Raw genomic sequence first — 15,027 nt, forward strand, 5'->3', positions numbered from 1 at the left:
GCCTCACCTTTTGGTGGGGCGCATGCCGCCCGGGGCGTTCGCTACAATAGCGGGCTTCCCCAGCGCCGAACTGCCGCACCCCGCTCCTGTCACTCCATGCCCGTCATTCTGCAAAGCCTGTCGCCGCTGTCGACCGGCGACATTGAATCCATCCGCAGCCTGTTCGGCAGCGCCACCTATGAGATGCGCGCGCCCAACGTCGCGGCCATCGAATGGGTGCACGAACTGCCCAGCGAATTGCGCGTCCAGCTTGATGCCATCTGCGCCAATCTGAAGCTGGACTACGCGTGGATTCCCGACGAATGGACGTTCGGCGATTTCCGTGTGCTGGCGATGGACATGGATTCGACGCTGATCACCATCGAGTGCATCGACGAAATCGCAGATTTCTGCGGGCTCAAGCCGCAAGTGGCCGCCATCACCGAAGCGTCGATGCGCGGCGAAATCAAGGATTTCAACGAGAGCCTCACGCGCCGCGTCGAACTGCTCAAAGGCCTGGATGCAAGCGTGCTGGAGCGGGTCTATGCCGAGCGCCTGCAGCTCTCCCTCGGCGCGGAAAAAATGCTCAAGGCCGTGCAGGCACTGGGCATTCGCACGCTGCTGGTGTCGGGTGGCTTTGAATTCTTCACCTCGCGCCTGCAGGAGCGCCTGGGGCTGGATCGCACGCGCGCCAACACGCTGGAAATCGTGGATGGCAAACTGACCGGCCGCGTGCTCGGCGAGATCGTCAACGCGGATGTGAAGGCGCAGACGCTCAAGGCGTTCTGCCAGGAACTGGGCGTGTCGCCGCATAACGCCATCGCCATGGGCGACGGCTCGAACGACCTGAAGATGATGGGTGTGGCGGGCCTGTCGGTCGCGTTCCGCGCCAAGCCCATCGTGCAGGCACAGGCCGACGTGGCGTTCAACGTTGTCGGCCTGGATGGGTTGTTGAATCTGTTTCCGCAGCAGTAAGCCGCTGCGGAAATTTCCACCTGCGGAAACGCGTTACGCCGCCCGCAGGTGCGTCTCCATCGCCTGCTTCAAATCCGCAATCAAATCACGCGGATCTTCCAGCCCGATATACAGCCGCACAAAACCGCCCGCGTTCTCCCAGTCGGCCGGCGGCCAAGCGGTCGCCGTGCGCATCGACGGGATGTTGTACGGCAGTGCCAGGCTGTGCGCCCCGCCCCACGAAAAGCCGATCGCAAAGTAGCGCAAGCCTTCAATGAAGGCGTCGATCTGCGCCTGCGAATAGCGCTCGTGCAGCACGATCGAGAACAACCCGCTTGCGCCGGTAAAGTCGCGCTTCCAGTTTTCATGGCCGGGACAATCGGGCAGCGCCGGGTGCAGCACGCGCACGACTTCAGGGCGGTCCGCCAGCCATTCGGCCACTTCGCGGGCGTGCGCGTCATGGGCGGCCAGGCGCGTCGGCAGGCTCGGCAGGCCACGCAGCACGAAATAGCAATCGTCCGCCGAAACGCCCCAGCCCATGCGCATCCGCGTGGCCAGCAGCTTGTGGTGCAGCGCTTCGTCGTTCGTGATGGCAGCACCCATCAGCACATCGCTGCCGCCTGATTGGTACTTGGTCAGCGCCTGCACGGAGATGTCGATGCCGTGCTCGAACGGCTGGTAGTACACGCCGCCGCTCCAGGTGTTGTCGATGGCGGTGATGGCTCCGGCGTTGCGCGCCACCTCGGCGATGGCCGTGCAGTCGGGCACTTCCATCGTGACGGATCCGGGCGCTTCGAGCCACACGAGCTTGGTGTTGTGGCGCATCAGGTCGGCAATGCCGGCGCCGATCATCGGGTCGTAATAGCGCACGGTGATGCCGAACTGGCGCGCCATCCACTCGCCGTGGTCACGGTTCGGGCCGTAGGCGTTGTCCGGAATCAGCACGTCGTCGCCGGATTTGATCAGCGAGAAGTACACCAGCGAAATCGCCGCCAGCCCCGAAGGCAGCAGCAATGTGTGCGAGCCGCCCTCGATCTGCGCCAGTGCCTGGCACAGCGTGTCAGAGGTGGGCGTCGCATGCAGGCCGTAGCGCCAGTGCACCACGCTGCCGCTGCCGAAGGCGCGCATGTCGGCGAGATTCTTGAACACCACCGTCGATGCACGATGCGTGGCATGCGAGAACGCCGTGAAACCCGGCGGGATATGCAGGTCCGGATGCACAGCCTGGGTTGCGGGAAACATCGGCGGGAGCTTGGTGTCGTCGGTCACGTGGTTTCCTGTTGGATGGCGTATGAGCGATTTGGGGCGGCTTACCAATGCGCGCTTGATCGTGTTGGATTGCCGCGGGGTGGCGAGATCTGACCCGGCCCGGCCGGGACCAGCGGCGTCATTGGCGTGGCTGGCGTCGCCGCATTGCTGTTGGCTGCGGCATCGTACGGCGGAATCACGACCACCGCGACGGGCCGCAGCACAAACGGCAGCGTATGGCCGTCGTGGGCGACGTCCGTCCACGTGCCACGCACAATGCCGTGACCGTCGATGGCGCCTTCCCACGTGCCGGTGACGTGCGTACCGTCATCGGACTCCTCCATGAGAAAGCCGCCGTTTTCATATTCGCCGGTCACCAGGCGCACGCCCGCCGCATTGCCCGGGACGTATTCGCCATGGACGCTGTCAATTTCACCGGCCTTGCGGCCAAGACGCATGCGGATGGGCATGTCGCCGATCACACCGGTATAGACAGGATATTTTGCGTAGTCGGGCTGGGGTTGCAGCACACGGAGCGGCGGGGTCTGCGCCGAGAATCCGTTGTCGCCCTTCCGGGCCTGAGCGCGGCGCTTGTCGCCATCGGCAATGGCGCGGTTCAGGCCCAGGTCGCCGGGCTGCACGTTCGTGCTGCCGGTCGACACGTCGTAGCCGTTGTTGGCCGCCGGTGTCTGCGCAGACACCGGCGCCACGCCTGCGGCCAGCACCAGCGCAAACAGCGCGCCGGTTGGCCGAATCAGACGTTCAATCGAGAAAATGCGTTCAGATGCGTTCGAACACCGCCGCAATGCCCTGTCCTCCACCAATACACATGGTCACCAGCGCGTAGCGACCGCCGATGCGCTGTAGCTCGTGCAGCGCCTTGACCGTGATAAGCGCACCCGTTGCGCCGATCGGGTGGCCGAGCGAGATGCCCGAGCCGTTCGGGTTGACCTTGGCCGGGTCCAGGCCGAGTTCCTTCGTCACGGCGCACGCCTGGGCGGCAAACGCCTCGTTGGCTTCGATCACATCCAGATCGTTGACCGACAGGCCTGCGCGCTCCAGCGCCTTGCGCGTCGCCGGCACCGGGCCGATGCCCATGATCTTCGGATCCACACCCGCATGGCCGTATGACACCAGCCGGGCCAGTGGCTTGAGGCCACGCTTTTCGGCCACCGAACGCTCCATCAGCACCAGCGCCGCGCCTGCATCGTTGAGGCCTGAAGCGTTGCCTGCCGTGACCGTACCGTTTTCTTTCGTGAAAACCGGCTTGAGCTTGGTCATGTCGTCGATGGTTGCATCGTGGCGGACATGCTCATCGGTATCGAACTGGATATCGCCCTTGCGCGACTTGATCGTCACCGGAACGATCTGATCCTTGAAGTAGCCAGCCTGGATGGCACGCGATGCACGCTGATGCGATTCCAGCGCGGTCTGGTCCTGCTGCTCGCGGCTGATGCCGAATTCGCGGGCGACGTTTTCTGCGGTGACGCCCATGTGAATGGTGTGGAACGGGTCGTGCAGCGCGCCGAGCATCATGTCGACCATCTTGGCGTCGCCCATGCGGGAACCCCAGCGGGCGGCAGGTGCCAGGTATGGCGCACGGCTCATGCTCTCCGCACCGCCGGCAATGGCGACATCGGCGTCGCCCAACAGCACGGTTTGCGCTGCGCTCACCACGGCCTGCAGGCCCGAGCCGCACAGGCGGTTGACGTTGAATGCAGGCGTTTCGGCCGACACCCCGCCGTTCACGGCGGCCACACGCGACAGATACATGTCGCGCGGCTCGGTGTTGATCACGTGGCCAAACACCACGTGGCCGACCTCCTCGCCCTTCACGCCTGCGCGGGCCAGCGCCTCACGCACAACGAGCGCGCCCAGTTCGCACGGCGCCACATCCTTCAGGCTGCCGCCAAACGTCCCGATTGCGGTACGAACGCCGCTGACCACTACCACTTCACGTGCCATTGCTGTCTCCTGAGCCATCGAAATTGGATGGCGGCCAGTATAAACGCACGACCGTTCGCAAAATTTAGGTACGACTACCTAAGTGGGTCAGACCTCGCCCCACAGGTCGTGGCCGTCCGCGCCGGTAATCTTGACCGACACGAAATCGCCCGCCTTGTAGCGCTTGTAAGGCTTCGACGGCGGCGCGATATAGACCAGGCCGTCAATCTCCGGGGCATCCGCCGATGAACGGCCGATGCCACCGTCCTGGTTCACCTCATCCACGAGCACGCGCAGCGACTTGCCCACCTTGCGCTGCAGACGGCGCGCAGACACGCGCTCGGCGACTTCCATGAAGCGCGCGCGGCGCTCCTCGCGCACCTCGTCGGGCAATGCGCCCGGCAGGTCGTTGGCGGTGGCGCCCTCGACCGGCGAATAGGCAAAGCAGCCCACGCGGTCCAGCTCGGCTTCGGCGATGAAGTCGAGCAGCGTCTGGAACTCTTCTTCCGTTTCACCGGGGAAGCCGGCGATGAATGTGCTGCGGATGGTCAGCTCCGGGCACACCTCGCGCCAGGCGCGGATGCGATCCAGCGTCTTCTCGGCGTTGGCCGGGCGCTTCATGCGCTTGAGCACGTCGGGGTGGGCGTGCTGCAACGGCACGTCCAGATACGGCAGGACCTTGCCCTCGGCCATCAGCGGCATCACCTCATCCACGCTCGGGTACGGGTAGACGTAATGGAGGCGCACCCAGGCGCCGTACTGCGACGCCAACTCGCCGAGCGCGCCAACCAGCTCGGTCATGCGCGTCTTCAGCGGGCGGCCGTTCCAGAAGCCCATGCGGAATTTGACGTCGACGCCGTAGGCGCTGGTGTCCTGCGAGATGACGAGCAGCTCCTTAACGCCGGCCTTCAGCAGGTTTTCCGCTTCCAGCATCACTTCGGCCACCGGGCGCGAGACAAGGTCACCGCGCATCGACGGGATGATGCAGAAGCTGCAACGGTGGTTGCAGCCTTCCGAAATTTTCAGATACGCGTAGTGCTTGGGCGTGAGCTTGATGCCCTGCGGCGGCACCAGATCGATGAACGGGTCATGCGGCTTCGGCAGGTGCGTGTGCACCGCTTCCATCACCTCGCCCAGCGCATGGGGGCCCGTCACAGCCAGCACCTTCGGATGCACGCTGGTGATGATGTCCTGACCGGCGGCGTCCTTCTTGGCCCCCAGGCAGCCGGTCACGATCACCTTGCCGTTCTCGGCCAGCGCCTCGCCAATCGCATCCAGGCTTTCCTGCACGGCCTCGTCGATGAAGCCGCAGGTGTTCACGACCACCAGGTCCGCCCCGCCGTATGTGCCGGAAATCTCATACCCCTCCGCGCGCAGTTGGGTGATGATCTGCTCGGAATCGACCAAGGCCTTGGGACAACCGAGACTGACGAACCCCACCTTGGGGCTCTGGGTACTGACGTCGGACATGGGAACAACCTGATGTGGGAGAGGAGTTGCGCTGCGCACGTGAAATGTGCCGCGCGGTTGCGTATTTTAACCGTTCGCCGCGCCGGGGCGACCAAGCCGAAGCTGCATCTGTTCAATCACGCGCTCGATTTCCAGCGCGTCCTGCAGCCTGCGAATGGCATCGTGCAGCTCCGCAGCCTGGGGCCACGTCCGCTTCAGATAGCTCAGCCACAGCTTGACGCGGCCATGCTCGTGCTTGGCCGAGATGCGCGCATGCAGCTTCTTCAGGTAATCGGCGAGATAGCCGAGCACGATCGGCCATTCCGCCGTGGACGGCGTCTCGTCCATCTGCCCGCGGATACGCTGGGCCAGGAATGGGTCGGACACGGCGCCACGGCCGATCATCACATCACTACAGCCACTGACGGCGCGGCAGCGCTCCCAGTCGGCCACGGTCCAGACTTCGCCGTTGGCGGTGACGGGAATGCTCACGGCGTCGGCAATGCGTGCGATCCAGTCCCAATGGGCGGGCGGACGGTAGCCGTGGTCACGCGTGCGGGCATGCACGACGAGCGATTCCGCACCACCTTCCGCCAGCGCCGTCGCACAGTCAATCGCGCGGGACGTATCGGAAACGCCCAGCCGCATCTTGGCCGTCACCGAGATATTGGCCGGCACCGCGGCCCGCACGGCATGCACGATGTCGTGCAGCACTTCCGGCGTGGCGAGCAGCATGGCGCCGCCGCCGTGGCGGTTCACGACTTTGGCGGGGCAACCGAAATTGAGGTCGATGCCATGCGGCGTGAGGGTTGCCGCGTATGCCGCATTGCGGGCCAGCCATTCCGGATCGCTGCCGAGGAGCTGGATGGTCATCGGCGTGCCGCTGGCGGTGTAGCCACCGTTGCGAATCTCGGGCGTCTCACGTTCATACGTGCGCGCCGGAAGCAACGAGCCCGTCACGCGGACGAACTCCGAGACGCATCCGTCGTAGCCGCCAGCTTGGGTCAGCACGTCGCGCATGACGTAATCGGCAACGCCCTCCATCGGGGCGAGCAAAAGCCGGCTCATGGCAAAACGGAAGACAGCCGGCACGCAGGCCAGGGACGGACATCAAACATGGGGAAACCGGGGCGGGATCGTGATCGTCGGAGAGGCGTACACCTCACCTGAAGGACCGGTATTTTACCTTGCCGCCCTCTCCGGCGTGCGCCCAACAAAAAAGGCGAACCGCCAAGCGATTCGCCTTGTTTTGTCAGCCCGCTGAACTTACTTCTTTTCGGGCGGCTGGTTGAACGGGAAGGTCCCGAACATGTTCTTGGCCTGGCTCTGCATCTGCTCCTGCATCTGCACGAACAGGTTTTTGCTCTGCTCGATGTAGTTGCTCATCATGCCTTGCATCATCGGCCCCTGCATGTTCATGAACTGCGACCACATATCGGGATTGAAGGTGTTGCCGCTGTACAGATCCTTCGAGTTCTCGGCCAGCTTGCTCTGGATGTCGACAAACGCCTGGATATTCTTCTCCAGATACGTGCCCATCATGCCCTGCATTGCGTTGCCGTAGAAACGGATGATCTGCGCGAGCATCGCGCCCGAGAACATCGGCACACCGCCGGTTTCCTCTTCCAGGATGATCTGCAGCAGGATGCTGCGGGTCAGGTCTTCACCGGATTTCGCATCGACGACGCGAAACTCTTCGGTTTCCATGACGAGCTGCTTGACGTCTGCCAGCGTGATGTATGTGCTGGTCTGGGTATCGTAGAGTCGGCGGTTGGGATATTTCTTGATCAGCCGTTCGGTGCCCTTCTTGCTGGTGGCCATCGTGCCTTTCCGTGTTGGCGATGCTGCTGCGGTGCAGTCGATGCAGTGCGAAATGACTGCACCGAGCGATGCAGCAAAATACGCGGTTGCCCGGCTGTTCCGATCTGCGCGCGACTGCTGGATTCAAGAGCAGCGCAGATGCATCCGGTTATGATCGGACGCCCCGTGTCTCCCTGCGGAGCGCCTCCGTGGTTGGATTCTATGCGGATCGCCCTGCAAAGAAAAGGCGACCTCCCCCGGTAAAAACCCGCAGCATTCTGATGCGGGTCACGCACTCGAACAGCCGTCCGAAGCAGACGCGAGAAGCCTGCTGCAATGCAATCGAGCATCGCAGCATGCACGTAACTCAGGGGAATAAATGCTGCGCCCATGCTGCAGCATTGCCGCAGCATGGGCGTGGAGCGTCAGCCCATGTGCAGGCCGCCGTTGAGGGAGAAGTCCGCGCCGGTGGAGAAGCCGGATTCTTCAGAGGCCAGCCACGCGCAGATCGAGGCGATCTCGGTCGGTTCGCCCAAGCGCTTGACCGGGATCGTGCCGATGATCTTGTCGAGCACATCCTGACGAATCGCTTTCACCATGTCGGTCGCGATATAGCCCGGCGACACCGTGTTGACCGTCACGCCCTTGGTCGCGACTTCCTGCGCCAGCGCCATCGTGAAGCCATGCAAACCAGCCTTGGCGGTCGAATAGTTGGTCTGTCCAAACTGACCCTTCTGGCCGTTCACCGACGAGATGTTGATGATTCGGCCCCAGCCGCGATCCGCCATGCCGTCAATGACCTGCTTGGTCACGTTGAACAGCGACGTCAGGTTGGTATCGATCACCGCATCCCAGTCGGCGCGGGTCATCTTGCGGAACACCACGTCGCGCGTGATGCCGGCGTTGTTGATCAGGACATCGACCTCGCCCACTTCGGCCTTGACCTTGTCGAACGCGGCCTTGGTCGACTCCCAATCGCCGACGTTGCCTTCGGACGGCACGAAATCGAAACCAAGCGCCTTCTGTTGTTCCAGCCACTTCGCCTTGCGCGGCGAGTTCGGGCCGCAGCCTGCGACAACGGTGAAGCCGTCGCGCGCCAAGCGCTGGCAAATCGCCGTTCCGATACCGCCCATGCCACCGGTGACGTATGCGATGCGTTTGGTCATGTCCACTCCTAGTCCTTGTTGTTAGAACCGCCCGGCCTCTTGCCGGGCAGCAGATGCTCAGGTGTCTCCGATTGGCGTGTGCGGCATTCGTTCCGCCTCACGCCAATCTCACTGCAAAAAACTTACGGACGCTCAACGGCCAGCGCCACGCCCATGCCTCCGCCGATGCACAGCGAAGCCAGGCCCTTCTTCGCATCGCGCTTCTGCATTTCGTGCAGTAGCGTGACCAGGATGCGGCAGCCGGACGCGCCGATCGGGTGACCGATTGCAATCGCACCGCCGTTGACGTTGATCTTCGACGTATCCCAGCCCATCTGCTGATGCACTGCCAGCGCCTGCGCAGCAAATGCCTCGTTGATCTCCATCAGGTCGAGGTCGCCCACCGACCAGCCGGCGCGCGACAGGCAGCGCTTGGATGCCGGCACCGGCCCCATGCCCATGACCTTCGGGTCCAGGCCAGCACTGGCGTAAGCACGGATCGTAGCCAGCGGCGTCAGGCCCAGTTCCTTGGCCTTGGCGGCGGACATCACGACGACAGCGGCGGCGCCATCGTTCAGGCCCGAGGCGTTGGCCGCCGTCACGGTGCCGGCCTTGTCGAAAGCGGGCTTCAGGCCAGCCATCGATTCGAGCGTGGCGCCATGGCGAACGAACTCGTCCTGCGCGAAGGCAATCGGATCGCCCTTGCGCTGCGGAATCAGGATCGGAACGATTTCATCGTTGAAGCGGCCCGACTTCTGCGCAGCTTCGGCCTTGTTCTGCGACGCGACGGCGAACTCGTCCTGCGCTTCACGCGTGATGCCGTATTCCTTGGCGACGTTTTCCGCCGTGATACCCATGTGGTACTGGTTGTAGACGTCCCACAGCCCATCCACAATCATCGAATCGATCAGCTTGGCGTCGCCCATGCGGAAACCGTCGCGCGAGCCCGGCAGGACGTGCGGCGCGGCGGACATGTTTTCCTGACCGCCAGCCACGACGATCTCTGCATCGCCCGCGATGATGGCGTTGGCGGCCAGCATCACGGCCTTCAGGCCGGAGCCGCACACCTTGTTGATGGTCAGGCCCGGCACCATGTTCGGCAGCCCAGCCTTGATGACGGCCTGGCGCGCCGGGTTCTGACCCGAGCCTGCCGTCAGCACCTGGCCCATGATGACTTCGCTCACCTGGTCCGGCGCCACCTTGGCGCGTGCCAACGCTTCGCGGATCACGGCCGCGCCGAGCTCAGGCGCCGCGATCTTCGCCAACGAGCCACCAAACTTGCCCACGGCGGTGCGTACCGCCGATACGATCACAACATCGGTCATTTGCTTACCTTCCACTGTCGAAAGAGAGGGTCGTTGGACACCGTCGGCGGCCGAAGCCGCGACGGCAACGGGGGTTCATGCGCGCGATCTTACGCTTTCTGTTTGACGTAGCGGCCGGGTGCCGGCTCGATGGCCGGGTAGTCCGCATTGCCGTAGCCCTTGGGTGCAGCTTTCTGCGCACCGGCGTGGGATGCGAGCCAAGTCGACCAATCCGGCCACCAGCTGCCCGGATGCTCGTTCGCACCCTCGAACCACGCATCGGCGGAGTCAGGCAGCTTGGCGTTGATCCAGTGCGAGCGCTTGTTGGCCGCAGGCGGGTTGATCACGCCCGCGATATGGCCAGAGGCGCCCAACACGAAGCGCCGTTTGCCCTTGAGCAGCGGCACCGAACCATAGGCCGACTTCCACGGGACGATGTGGTCTTCACGCGAACCGTAGATGTAGACCGGCGCATCGATCTTGCCGAGATCCACCGGCGTGCCGTTCACCTTCAGCTTGCCCGGCGTCTTGAGGTCGTTCTGCAGATACGTATGACGCAGGTACCAGCAGTACCACGGGCCCGGCAGATTGGTGGAATCGCCATTCCAGTACAGCAGGTCGAACGGCGCGGGCGTCTTGCCTTTCAGATAGTTCTCGACAACGTAGTTCCAGACGAGATCGTTCGGGCGCAGGAACGAGAACGTGTTTGCCAGTTCCACGCCACGCAGCAGGCCCGGGCCGGTCGGCGCATTCGGGCCGATCGTCTGCTCACGCATTTCCACCTGGGCCTGATCGACAAAGACGTCGAGAATGCCCGTGTCCGTAAAGTCGAGCAGCGTGGTCAGCAGGGTCAGGCTTGCGGCCGGATGCTGGCCGCGCTCCGCCAGCACGGCCAACGCCGTCGAGAGGATCGTTCCGCCCACGCAAAAGCCCAGCACGTTGATCTGATCCTGCGCGGAGATCTCGCGCGCGACACGAATGGCCTCGATCGCGCCGCCTTCGATGTAGTCATCCCACGTGCGGGACGCCATGCTCGCATCTGGATTACGCCACGACACCAGGAACACGGTATTGCCCTGCTCGACCGCGTAGCGCACGAGCGAATTGGCCGGCTGCAGATCGAGGATGTAGTACTTATTGATGCAAGGCGGCACCAGCAGCAGCGGGCGCGCATGCACCTTGGCCGTCAGCGGCTTGTATTGGATGAGCTGGAAGTAGTCGTTCTCGAAGACGACGGCGCCCTCGCTGTTGGCGACATTGCGCCCGATCTCGAACGCCGTCTCGTCCGTCTGCGAGATCTTGCCGCGCTCCATGTCCTGCAGCATGTTCAGGATGCCGGTGCGCAGGGATTCGCCGCGCGATTCAATCAGTTGCTTCTGCGCTTCCGGATTGGTCGCCAGGAAGTTGGACGGCGACATGGCGGCCGTCCATTGCGACACAGCGAAACGCACGCGCTCGCGGGTCTTGGCATCGGCCTGCACGGCGTCGGCCATTTCCATCAACGTGCGGGCGTTCAGCACGTAGAAGGCGGCGGCGTAGCCATAGAGCGGGCTCTTGCGCCAGGCATCGTTCGAGAAACGCCGATCAGACGGCGCCACGGCCTCGGCGCTTTCGCCCGTGCTCATGTGGCGCCAGATCTGGAGCCATTCCTCAAGATATTTCTGCTGGATTTCAGCCAGCCGGTCGGGCGGAATCAGCGCGAAAGGCGCCGTGCCATCGCCCGTCGCCCCGCCGTTGAATTGACCAAGGCCCGGCGCCGCTGTGCCGGGTTGCGCGAAGCCACCCGCAAAGGCTTGCCATTGCTTGAACTGCTCGGCCCACTGCGTAGGGTCCGACAAGCCCTGCCAGGGGGCTTGAGTGCGGGCGCTAGATGCTTTGGATGATGTCGATTGACGCGATGCCATAGTGCCCTCGATCCGACGATATGCGTCGCTCCGGTTGGAACGGCGGCGCAACTCGTAGTATTGCGGGGCATTGTTGCCTTGCCGTTTCAAGGCTGTCAATCGGAGTTACCTGAGGATCGCATGGAAACGCCGGCCCCGCGCGGGTTTTGCCGCATTCGACGAAAGCGGAGCCGACCGAATGGCTAAGCGCGGTGCCGGGGCTCTGGTCCAATCTGCGTCATTTCATGCGAGACTGCCACATTGCGCAAACGCCGGGCATCGCTGTCTCCCATGTATATCGTCGCCATCGCCTGGCTCTACGTCGTGCTGATGATGTCCTTGACTGAGCAATCTTGGATTGCCGGCATCGGCACATTTGTCTTCTACGGCGTTGCGCCGCTATCACTCTTCCTGTGGATTGTCGGCACCCCGGCACGCAGGCGGCGCCGGAAAGCCCGGGAAGCCGCCCAGCACAAGGCAGACACCAACCCCACGCTGAGCAACGACACGGGCGACGGCACCGCCTGAACGGTCACTCAGCGCGCCAGATCAGCGTGGCCATGCGGCCCGTGGTGCGCTCGCGGCGGTACGAATAGAAGCGTTCAGCGTCCGTCATCGTGCACAGGCCACCGCCGTACACGTCGGTACAGCCCACGCGGGCCAGCCGCAGTCGGGCCAGCGCATACAGATCGGCGAAGAACTTGCCGGTGGAAGCGCCTTCCACGAAGGCCGCCTCGGTGGCGGGCAGTTCGTCGGGCTGCGCGGCGTCGATAAAGGCCTGGCGCACTTCTGCACCTACCTCAAAACACGAGGGCCCGATGGCTGGCCCAAGCCACGCCAGCCACGTCGGATCGGCTTCCTGGCCGCTGGCGCGCAACCGCTGCATCATGGCTTCCAGCGTGCGTTCGATCACGCCGCCGCATAGACCGCGCCAACCCGCATGCGCCGCACCCACGGTGACGCCTCGGGCGTCGCTCAGCAAGACCGGCAGGCAATCGGCCGTCATGACCACGCAGACGCGATCCCGCCAGGACGCCACCGCCGCGTCCGCGACCACTGGCGCAGAGGTACCGACGAGTTGATCAAGATCGGCCACGCCGGTGCCGTGCACCTGCTCCATCCACGTCGGCTCGGCAGGTAGCGCCGCACGGAGAATGCGGCGGTTTTGATCGACGGCGTCGGGGGCGTCACCCACGTGCTGGCCGAGGTTCAAACCACCGGGCAAGCCACCAGCCAATCCGTAAGGCCCGGTGCTGACGCCACCAAGCCGCGTCGTGGCAAGCGCCTTGACATGCGGATGCGCGGGCCAGTCGGGAACGATCCAATCAGTTGATGTCGGCATCGGGATCCATGTCGAGGGCTTCCAGCAGATCGGCGAAGTCGTCGGGCACGCCGGCTTCCCAATGCACGGATTTGCCCGTGGCCGGATGCACCAACCCCAGGCGTACCGCGTGCAGCGCCTGCCGCGCAAAAGGCACCGGCAGCGGCGCCTTGATCGTCTGCGGCTGGCCACGTCGGAAGTTGCGCGTATAGACCGGATCGCCCAGCAACGGATGCCCCTCCGACTCAAAGTGCACACGGATCTGGTGTGTCCGGCCGGTCTCAAGCTGGCAGCGCACCAGCGACACCTGGGCGCGCCCGAGGTCGACCACGTCCAGCGTCTTGAAATGCGTCCGCGCCGGCTTGCCGCTGGCCGTCTCGATGATGGCCATGCGCGTGCGGTCGCGCGGGTCCCGGCCGATCGGAGCATCGATCGTGGCTTCTTCCGGCGTTTCGCCCCACACCAGCGCGAGATACGTCCGCTTGACGGTACGTGCCTGCAATTGGCGCACGAGGTCGGTCTGCGCAGGCAGCGTGCGGGCGACCACCATCAGCCCGGAAGTGTCTTTATCGAGGCGGTGGACGATGCCGGCACGCGGCAACTCCACGGCGTCGGGATAGCGGTGCAGCAGGCCGTTGAGCACCGTGCCGCTCCAGTTGCCCGCCGCGGGATGCACCACCAGCCCGGCAGGCTTGTTGATGACGAGCAGCGTGTCGTCTTCGTACACCACATCCAGGTCGATGGGCTCGGCGACGAAGGCGTTTTCGTCGGCCGCGCGTTGCGGCACGACTTCGATGCGGTCACCGCCGGAGATGGCCGCTCGCGGGCGCACCACCTCACCGCGCACGCGCACCGCGCCGGCATCAATCCATTGCTGGAGGCGGCTGCGCGAATAGTCGGGCAGTAGCTTGGCAAGCGCCTTGTCCAGGCGTTCGCCATGCATGGCTTCGGGGATCTCCACGATGATCGGTTCGGCAGCCGGAGCCGCACCGGCGGCAAGCAAATCGAGCGCCTCATCGTCGAGGGCGTCTTCCGTCTCCTGGGCAGTGAGGGAAACGTCAGCCAGTGCGTCGTCTGACACAGGGCTTGGGCTATAATGCTTGATGCGATTTTTCATTCAGAAAAGGTGCCCATGTCGGTCACGAGCGTAAAGCAGGCGCGTATTGTTAGTCGAGTCGGCAATCGAATCCGCGCGCAAATCGGAGCAGTGTTGGTGGCAGGCGTGGCATGCCTGGCTATCTCGGCCTGCGGCATCCTGCCGGAACAGCAAGACGAAACGGCTGGCTGGTCAGCCAACAAATTATATTCGGAAGCGAAGGACTCGCTCGACGGCGGCGACTACGCCAAGGCGGTCAAGTACTACGAAAAGCTCGAAAGCCGCTATCCGTTCGGCCAGTACGCTCAACAAGCCCAGATCGAAACCGCCTACGCCAACTACAAGGATGGCGAGACGGCTGCAGCGCTGGCCGCAGTGGATCGCTTCATCCAGTTGCACCCGAATCACCCGAGCGTCGATTACGCCTACTACCTCAAGGGCCTGATCAACTTCAACGACAACCTGGGCTGGCTCGGCCGCTTTTCGAACCAGGACTTGAGCGAGCGCGACCCGAAGGCCGCACGCGCAGCCTACGATGCGTTCAAGACGCTGATCACGCGTTTCCCGAACAGCAAGTACACACCGGACGCCACCCAGCGCATGCAGTACATCGTCAACGCGATGGCCGAGCATGAAGTGGGCGCCGCGCGCTACTACTATCGCCGCGGCGCCTATCTGGCTGCCGTCAACCGCGCGCAGGACGCCATCAAGGATTACGATCGCGCCCCGGCAGTGGAAGAAGCGCTGTACATCATGATGAAGTCGTATGAAGCCCTGGGCATGAAAGACATGCGCGACGACACCGAACGCATCATCAAGCAGAACTACCCGAAGAGCGATTTCCTCGCCTACGGCCAGCGCAAGAAAGACAAAGCCTGGTACCAATGGTGGTAAGCAAGGCTTG

14 protein-coding genes are annotated in these 15,027 nt (G+C 63.8%); 3 read left to right on the plus strand and 11 right to left on the minus strand.

The window, feature by feature from the left end; all coding sequences use genetic code 11:
• The first annotated feature begins 96 nt into the window (after positions 1–96).
• Positions 97–954 carry a phosphoserine phosphatase SerB gene (gene serB / locus ABIC76_RS21710; protein ID WP_102067318.1) on the plus strand — a complete coding sequence of 286 codons (858 nt, stop codon included), beginning with the start codon at positions 97–99 and terminating at the stop codon, positions 952–954.
• 33 nt (positions 955–987) lie between these two features.
• Here the strand turns inward: serB and ABIC76_RS21715 are convergent, their stop codons facing one another.
• The 9 genes from ABIC76_RS21715 to phaC all read right to left on the minus strand — a co-directional run bounded on the left by ABIC76_RS21715 (position 988) and on the right by phaC (position 11,727).
• A complete protein-coding gene (locus ABIC76_RS21715) occupies positions 988–2,202 on the minus strand; it encodes a cystathionine beta-lyase (protein ID WP_354535205.1) in 1,215 nt (404 codons plus the stop codon).
• Positions 2,203–2,243: 41 nt separating this feature from the next.
• Positions 2,244–2,987: a hypothetical protein gene (locus tag ABIC76_RS21720; protein ID WP_354535206.1), complete on the minus strand. Its 744-nt coding sequence runs from the start codon at positions 2,985–2,987 to the stop codon at positions 2,244–2,246.
• Positions 2,962–4,146, minus strand: coding sequence for a beta-ketothiolase BktB (gene bktB, locus ABIC76_RS21725; protein ID WP_027681303.1), 1,185 nt, complete (start codon positions 4,144–4,146; stop codon positions 2,962–2,964). The genes ABIC76_RS21720 and bktB overlap by 26 nt, the downstream gene beginning before the upstream one ends.
• 87 nt (positions 4,147–4,233) lie before the next feature.
• Positions 4,234–5,595: a 30S ribosomal protein S12 methylthiotransferase RimO gene (gene rimO, locus ABIC76_RS21730; protein WP_009240757.1), complete on the minus strand. Its 1,362-nt coding sequence runs from the start codon at positions 5,593–5,595 to the stop codon at positions 4,234–4,236.
• Between the two features lie 66 nt (positions 5,596–5,661).
• Positions 5,662–6,642, minus strand: a complete 981-nt coding sequence (locus tag ABIC76_RS21735) for a tRNA dihydrouridine synthase (RefSeq protein ID WP_354535207.1) — start codon at positions 6,640–6,642, stop codon at positions 5,662–5,664.
• A 198-nt stretch (positions 6,643–6,840) separates the two neighbouring features.
• Positions 6,841–7,395 carry a polyhydroxyalkanoate synthesis repressor PhaR gene (gene phaR, locus ABIC76_RS21740; RefSeq protein WP_004627096.1) on the minus strand — a complete coding sequence of 185 codons (555 nt, stop codon included), beginning with the start codon at positions 7,393–7,395 and terminating at the stop codon, positions 6,841–6,843.
• Between the two features lie 404 nt (positions 7,396–7,799).
• A complete protein-coding gene (locus ABIC76_RS21745; protein ID WP_004627097.1) occupies positions 7,800–8,540 on the minus strand; it encodes a 3-ketoacyl-ACP reductase in 741 nt (246 codons plus the stop codon).
• A gap of 122 nt (positions 8,541–8,662) precedes the next feature.
• Positions 8,663–9,844, minus strand: a complete 1,182-nt coding sequence (locus ABIC76_RS21750; RefSeq protein ID WP_009240760.1) for an acetyl-CoA C-acetyltransferase — start codon at positions 9,842–9,844, stop codon at positions 8,663–8,665.
• Positions 9,845–9,933: 89 nt separating this feature from the next.
• Positions 9,934–11,727, minus strand: coding sequence for a class I poly(R)-hydroxyalkanoic acid synthase (gene phaC, locus ABIC76_RS21755; protein WP_354535208.1), 1,794 nt, complete (start codon positions 11,725–11,727; stop codon positions 9,934–9,936).
• Between the two features lie 270 nt (positions 11,728–11,997).
• On the opposite strand from phaC, the gene ABIC76_RS21760 reads away from it, so the two are divergent.
• Complete coding sequence (locus tag ABIC76_RS21760) at positions 11,998–12,234, plus strand: hypothetical protein (protein ID WP_354535209.1); 237 nt, start codon at positions 11,998–12,000, stop codon at positions 12,232–12,234.
• Positions 12,235–12,238: 4 nt separating this feature from the next.
• On the opposite strand, the gene pgeF is transcribed toward ABIC76_RS21760, so the two are convergent.
• Positions 12,239–13,048: a peptidoglycan editing factor PgeF gene (pgeF, locus tag ABIC76_RS21765; protein ID WP_027681298.1), complete on the minus strand. Its 810-nt coding sequence runs from the start codon at positions 13,046–13,048 to the stop codon at positions 12,239–12,241.
• Positions 13,032–14,144 carry an RluA family pseudouridine synthase gene (locus ABIC76_RS21770; protein ID WP_354535210.1) on the minus strand — a complete coding sequence of 371 codons (1,113 nt, stop codon included), beginning with the start codon at positions 14,142–14,144 and terminating at the stop codon, positions 13,032–13,034. Before ABIC76_RS21770 ends, pgeF begins: the two co-directional genes overlap by 17 nt.
• A 15-nt stretch (positions 14,145–14,159) precedes the next feature.
• Here ABIC76_RS21770 and ABIC76_RS21775 point away from each other — a divergent pair, with 15 nt between their 5' ends.
• On the plus strand, positions 14,160–15,017 hold the full coding sequence (locus tag ABIC76_RS21775) for an outer membrane protein assembly factor BamD (RefSeq protein WP_180815277.1): 858 nt from the start codon (positions 14,160–14,162) through the stop codon (positions 15,015–15,017).
• Positions 15,018–15,027: the final 10 nt, after the last annotated feature.

It is taken from the genome of Ralstonia sp. 1138 (assembly GCF_040544795.1).
Lineage (GTDB): Bacteria > Pseudomonadota > Gammaproteobacteria > Burkholderiales > Burkholderiaceae > Ralstonia > Ralstonia flatus.

What these genes read in the sequence shown, in the direction of transcription:
- serB (WP_102067318.1), top strand. Translation starts at nt 97, where the DNA reads ATGCCCGTCATTCTGCAAAGCCTGTCGCCGCTGTCGACCGGCGACATT.
- bktB (WP_027681303.1), bottom strand. Translation starts at nt 4,146, where the DNA reads ATGGCACGTGAAGTGGTAGTGGTCAGCGGCGTTCGTACCGCAATCGGG.
- rimO (WP_009240757.1), bottom strand. Translation starts at nt 5,595, where the DNA reads ATGTCCGACGTCAGTACCCAGAGCCCCAAGGTGGGGTTCGTCAGTCTC.
- ABIC76_RS21735 (WP_354535207.1), bottom strand. Translation starts at nt 6,642, where the DNA reads ATGAGCCGGCTTTTGCTCGCCCCGATGGAGGGCGTTGCCGATTACGTC.
- phaR (WP_004627096.1), bottom strand. Translation starts at nt 7,395, where the DNA reads ATGGCCACCAGCAAGAAGGGCACCGAACGGCTGATCAAGAAATATCCC.
- ABIC76_RS21745 (WP_004627097.1), bottom strand. Translation starts at nt 8,540, where the DNA reads ATGACCAAACGCATCGCATACGTCACCGGTGGCATGGGCGGTATCGGA.
- ABIC76_RS21750 (WP_009240760.1), bottom strand. Translation starts at nt 9,844, where the DNA reads ATGACCGATGTTGTGATCGTATCGGCGGTACGCACCGCCGTGGGCAAG.
- phaC (WP_354535208.1), bottom strand. Translation starts at nt 11,727, where the DNA reads ATGGCATCGCGTCAATCGACATCATCCAAAGCATCTAGCGCCCGCACT.
- ABIC76_RS21760 (WP_354535209.1), top strand. Translation starts at nt 11,998, where the DNA reads ATGTATATCGTCGCCATCGCCTGGCTCTACGTCGTGCTGATGATGTCC.
- pgeF (WP_027681298.1), bottom strand. Translation starts at nt 13,048, where the DNA reads ATGCCGACATCAACTGATTGGATCGTTCCCGACTGGCCCGCGCATCCG.
- ABIC76_RS21770 (WP_354535210.1), bottom strand. Translation starts at nt 14,144, where the DNA reads ATGAAAAATCGCATCAAGCATTATAGCCCAAGCCCTGTGTCAGACGAC.
- ABIC76_RS21775 (WP_180815277.1), top strand. Translation starts at nt 14,160, where the DNA reads ATGTCGGTCACGAGCGTAAAGCAGGCGCGTATTGTTAGTCGAGTCGGC.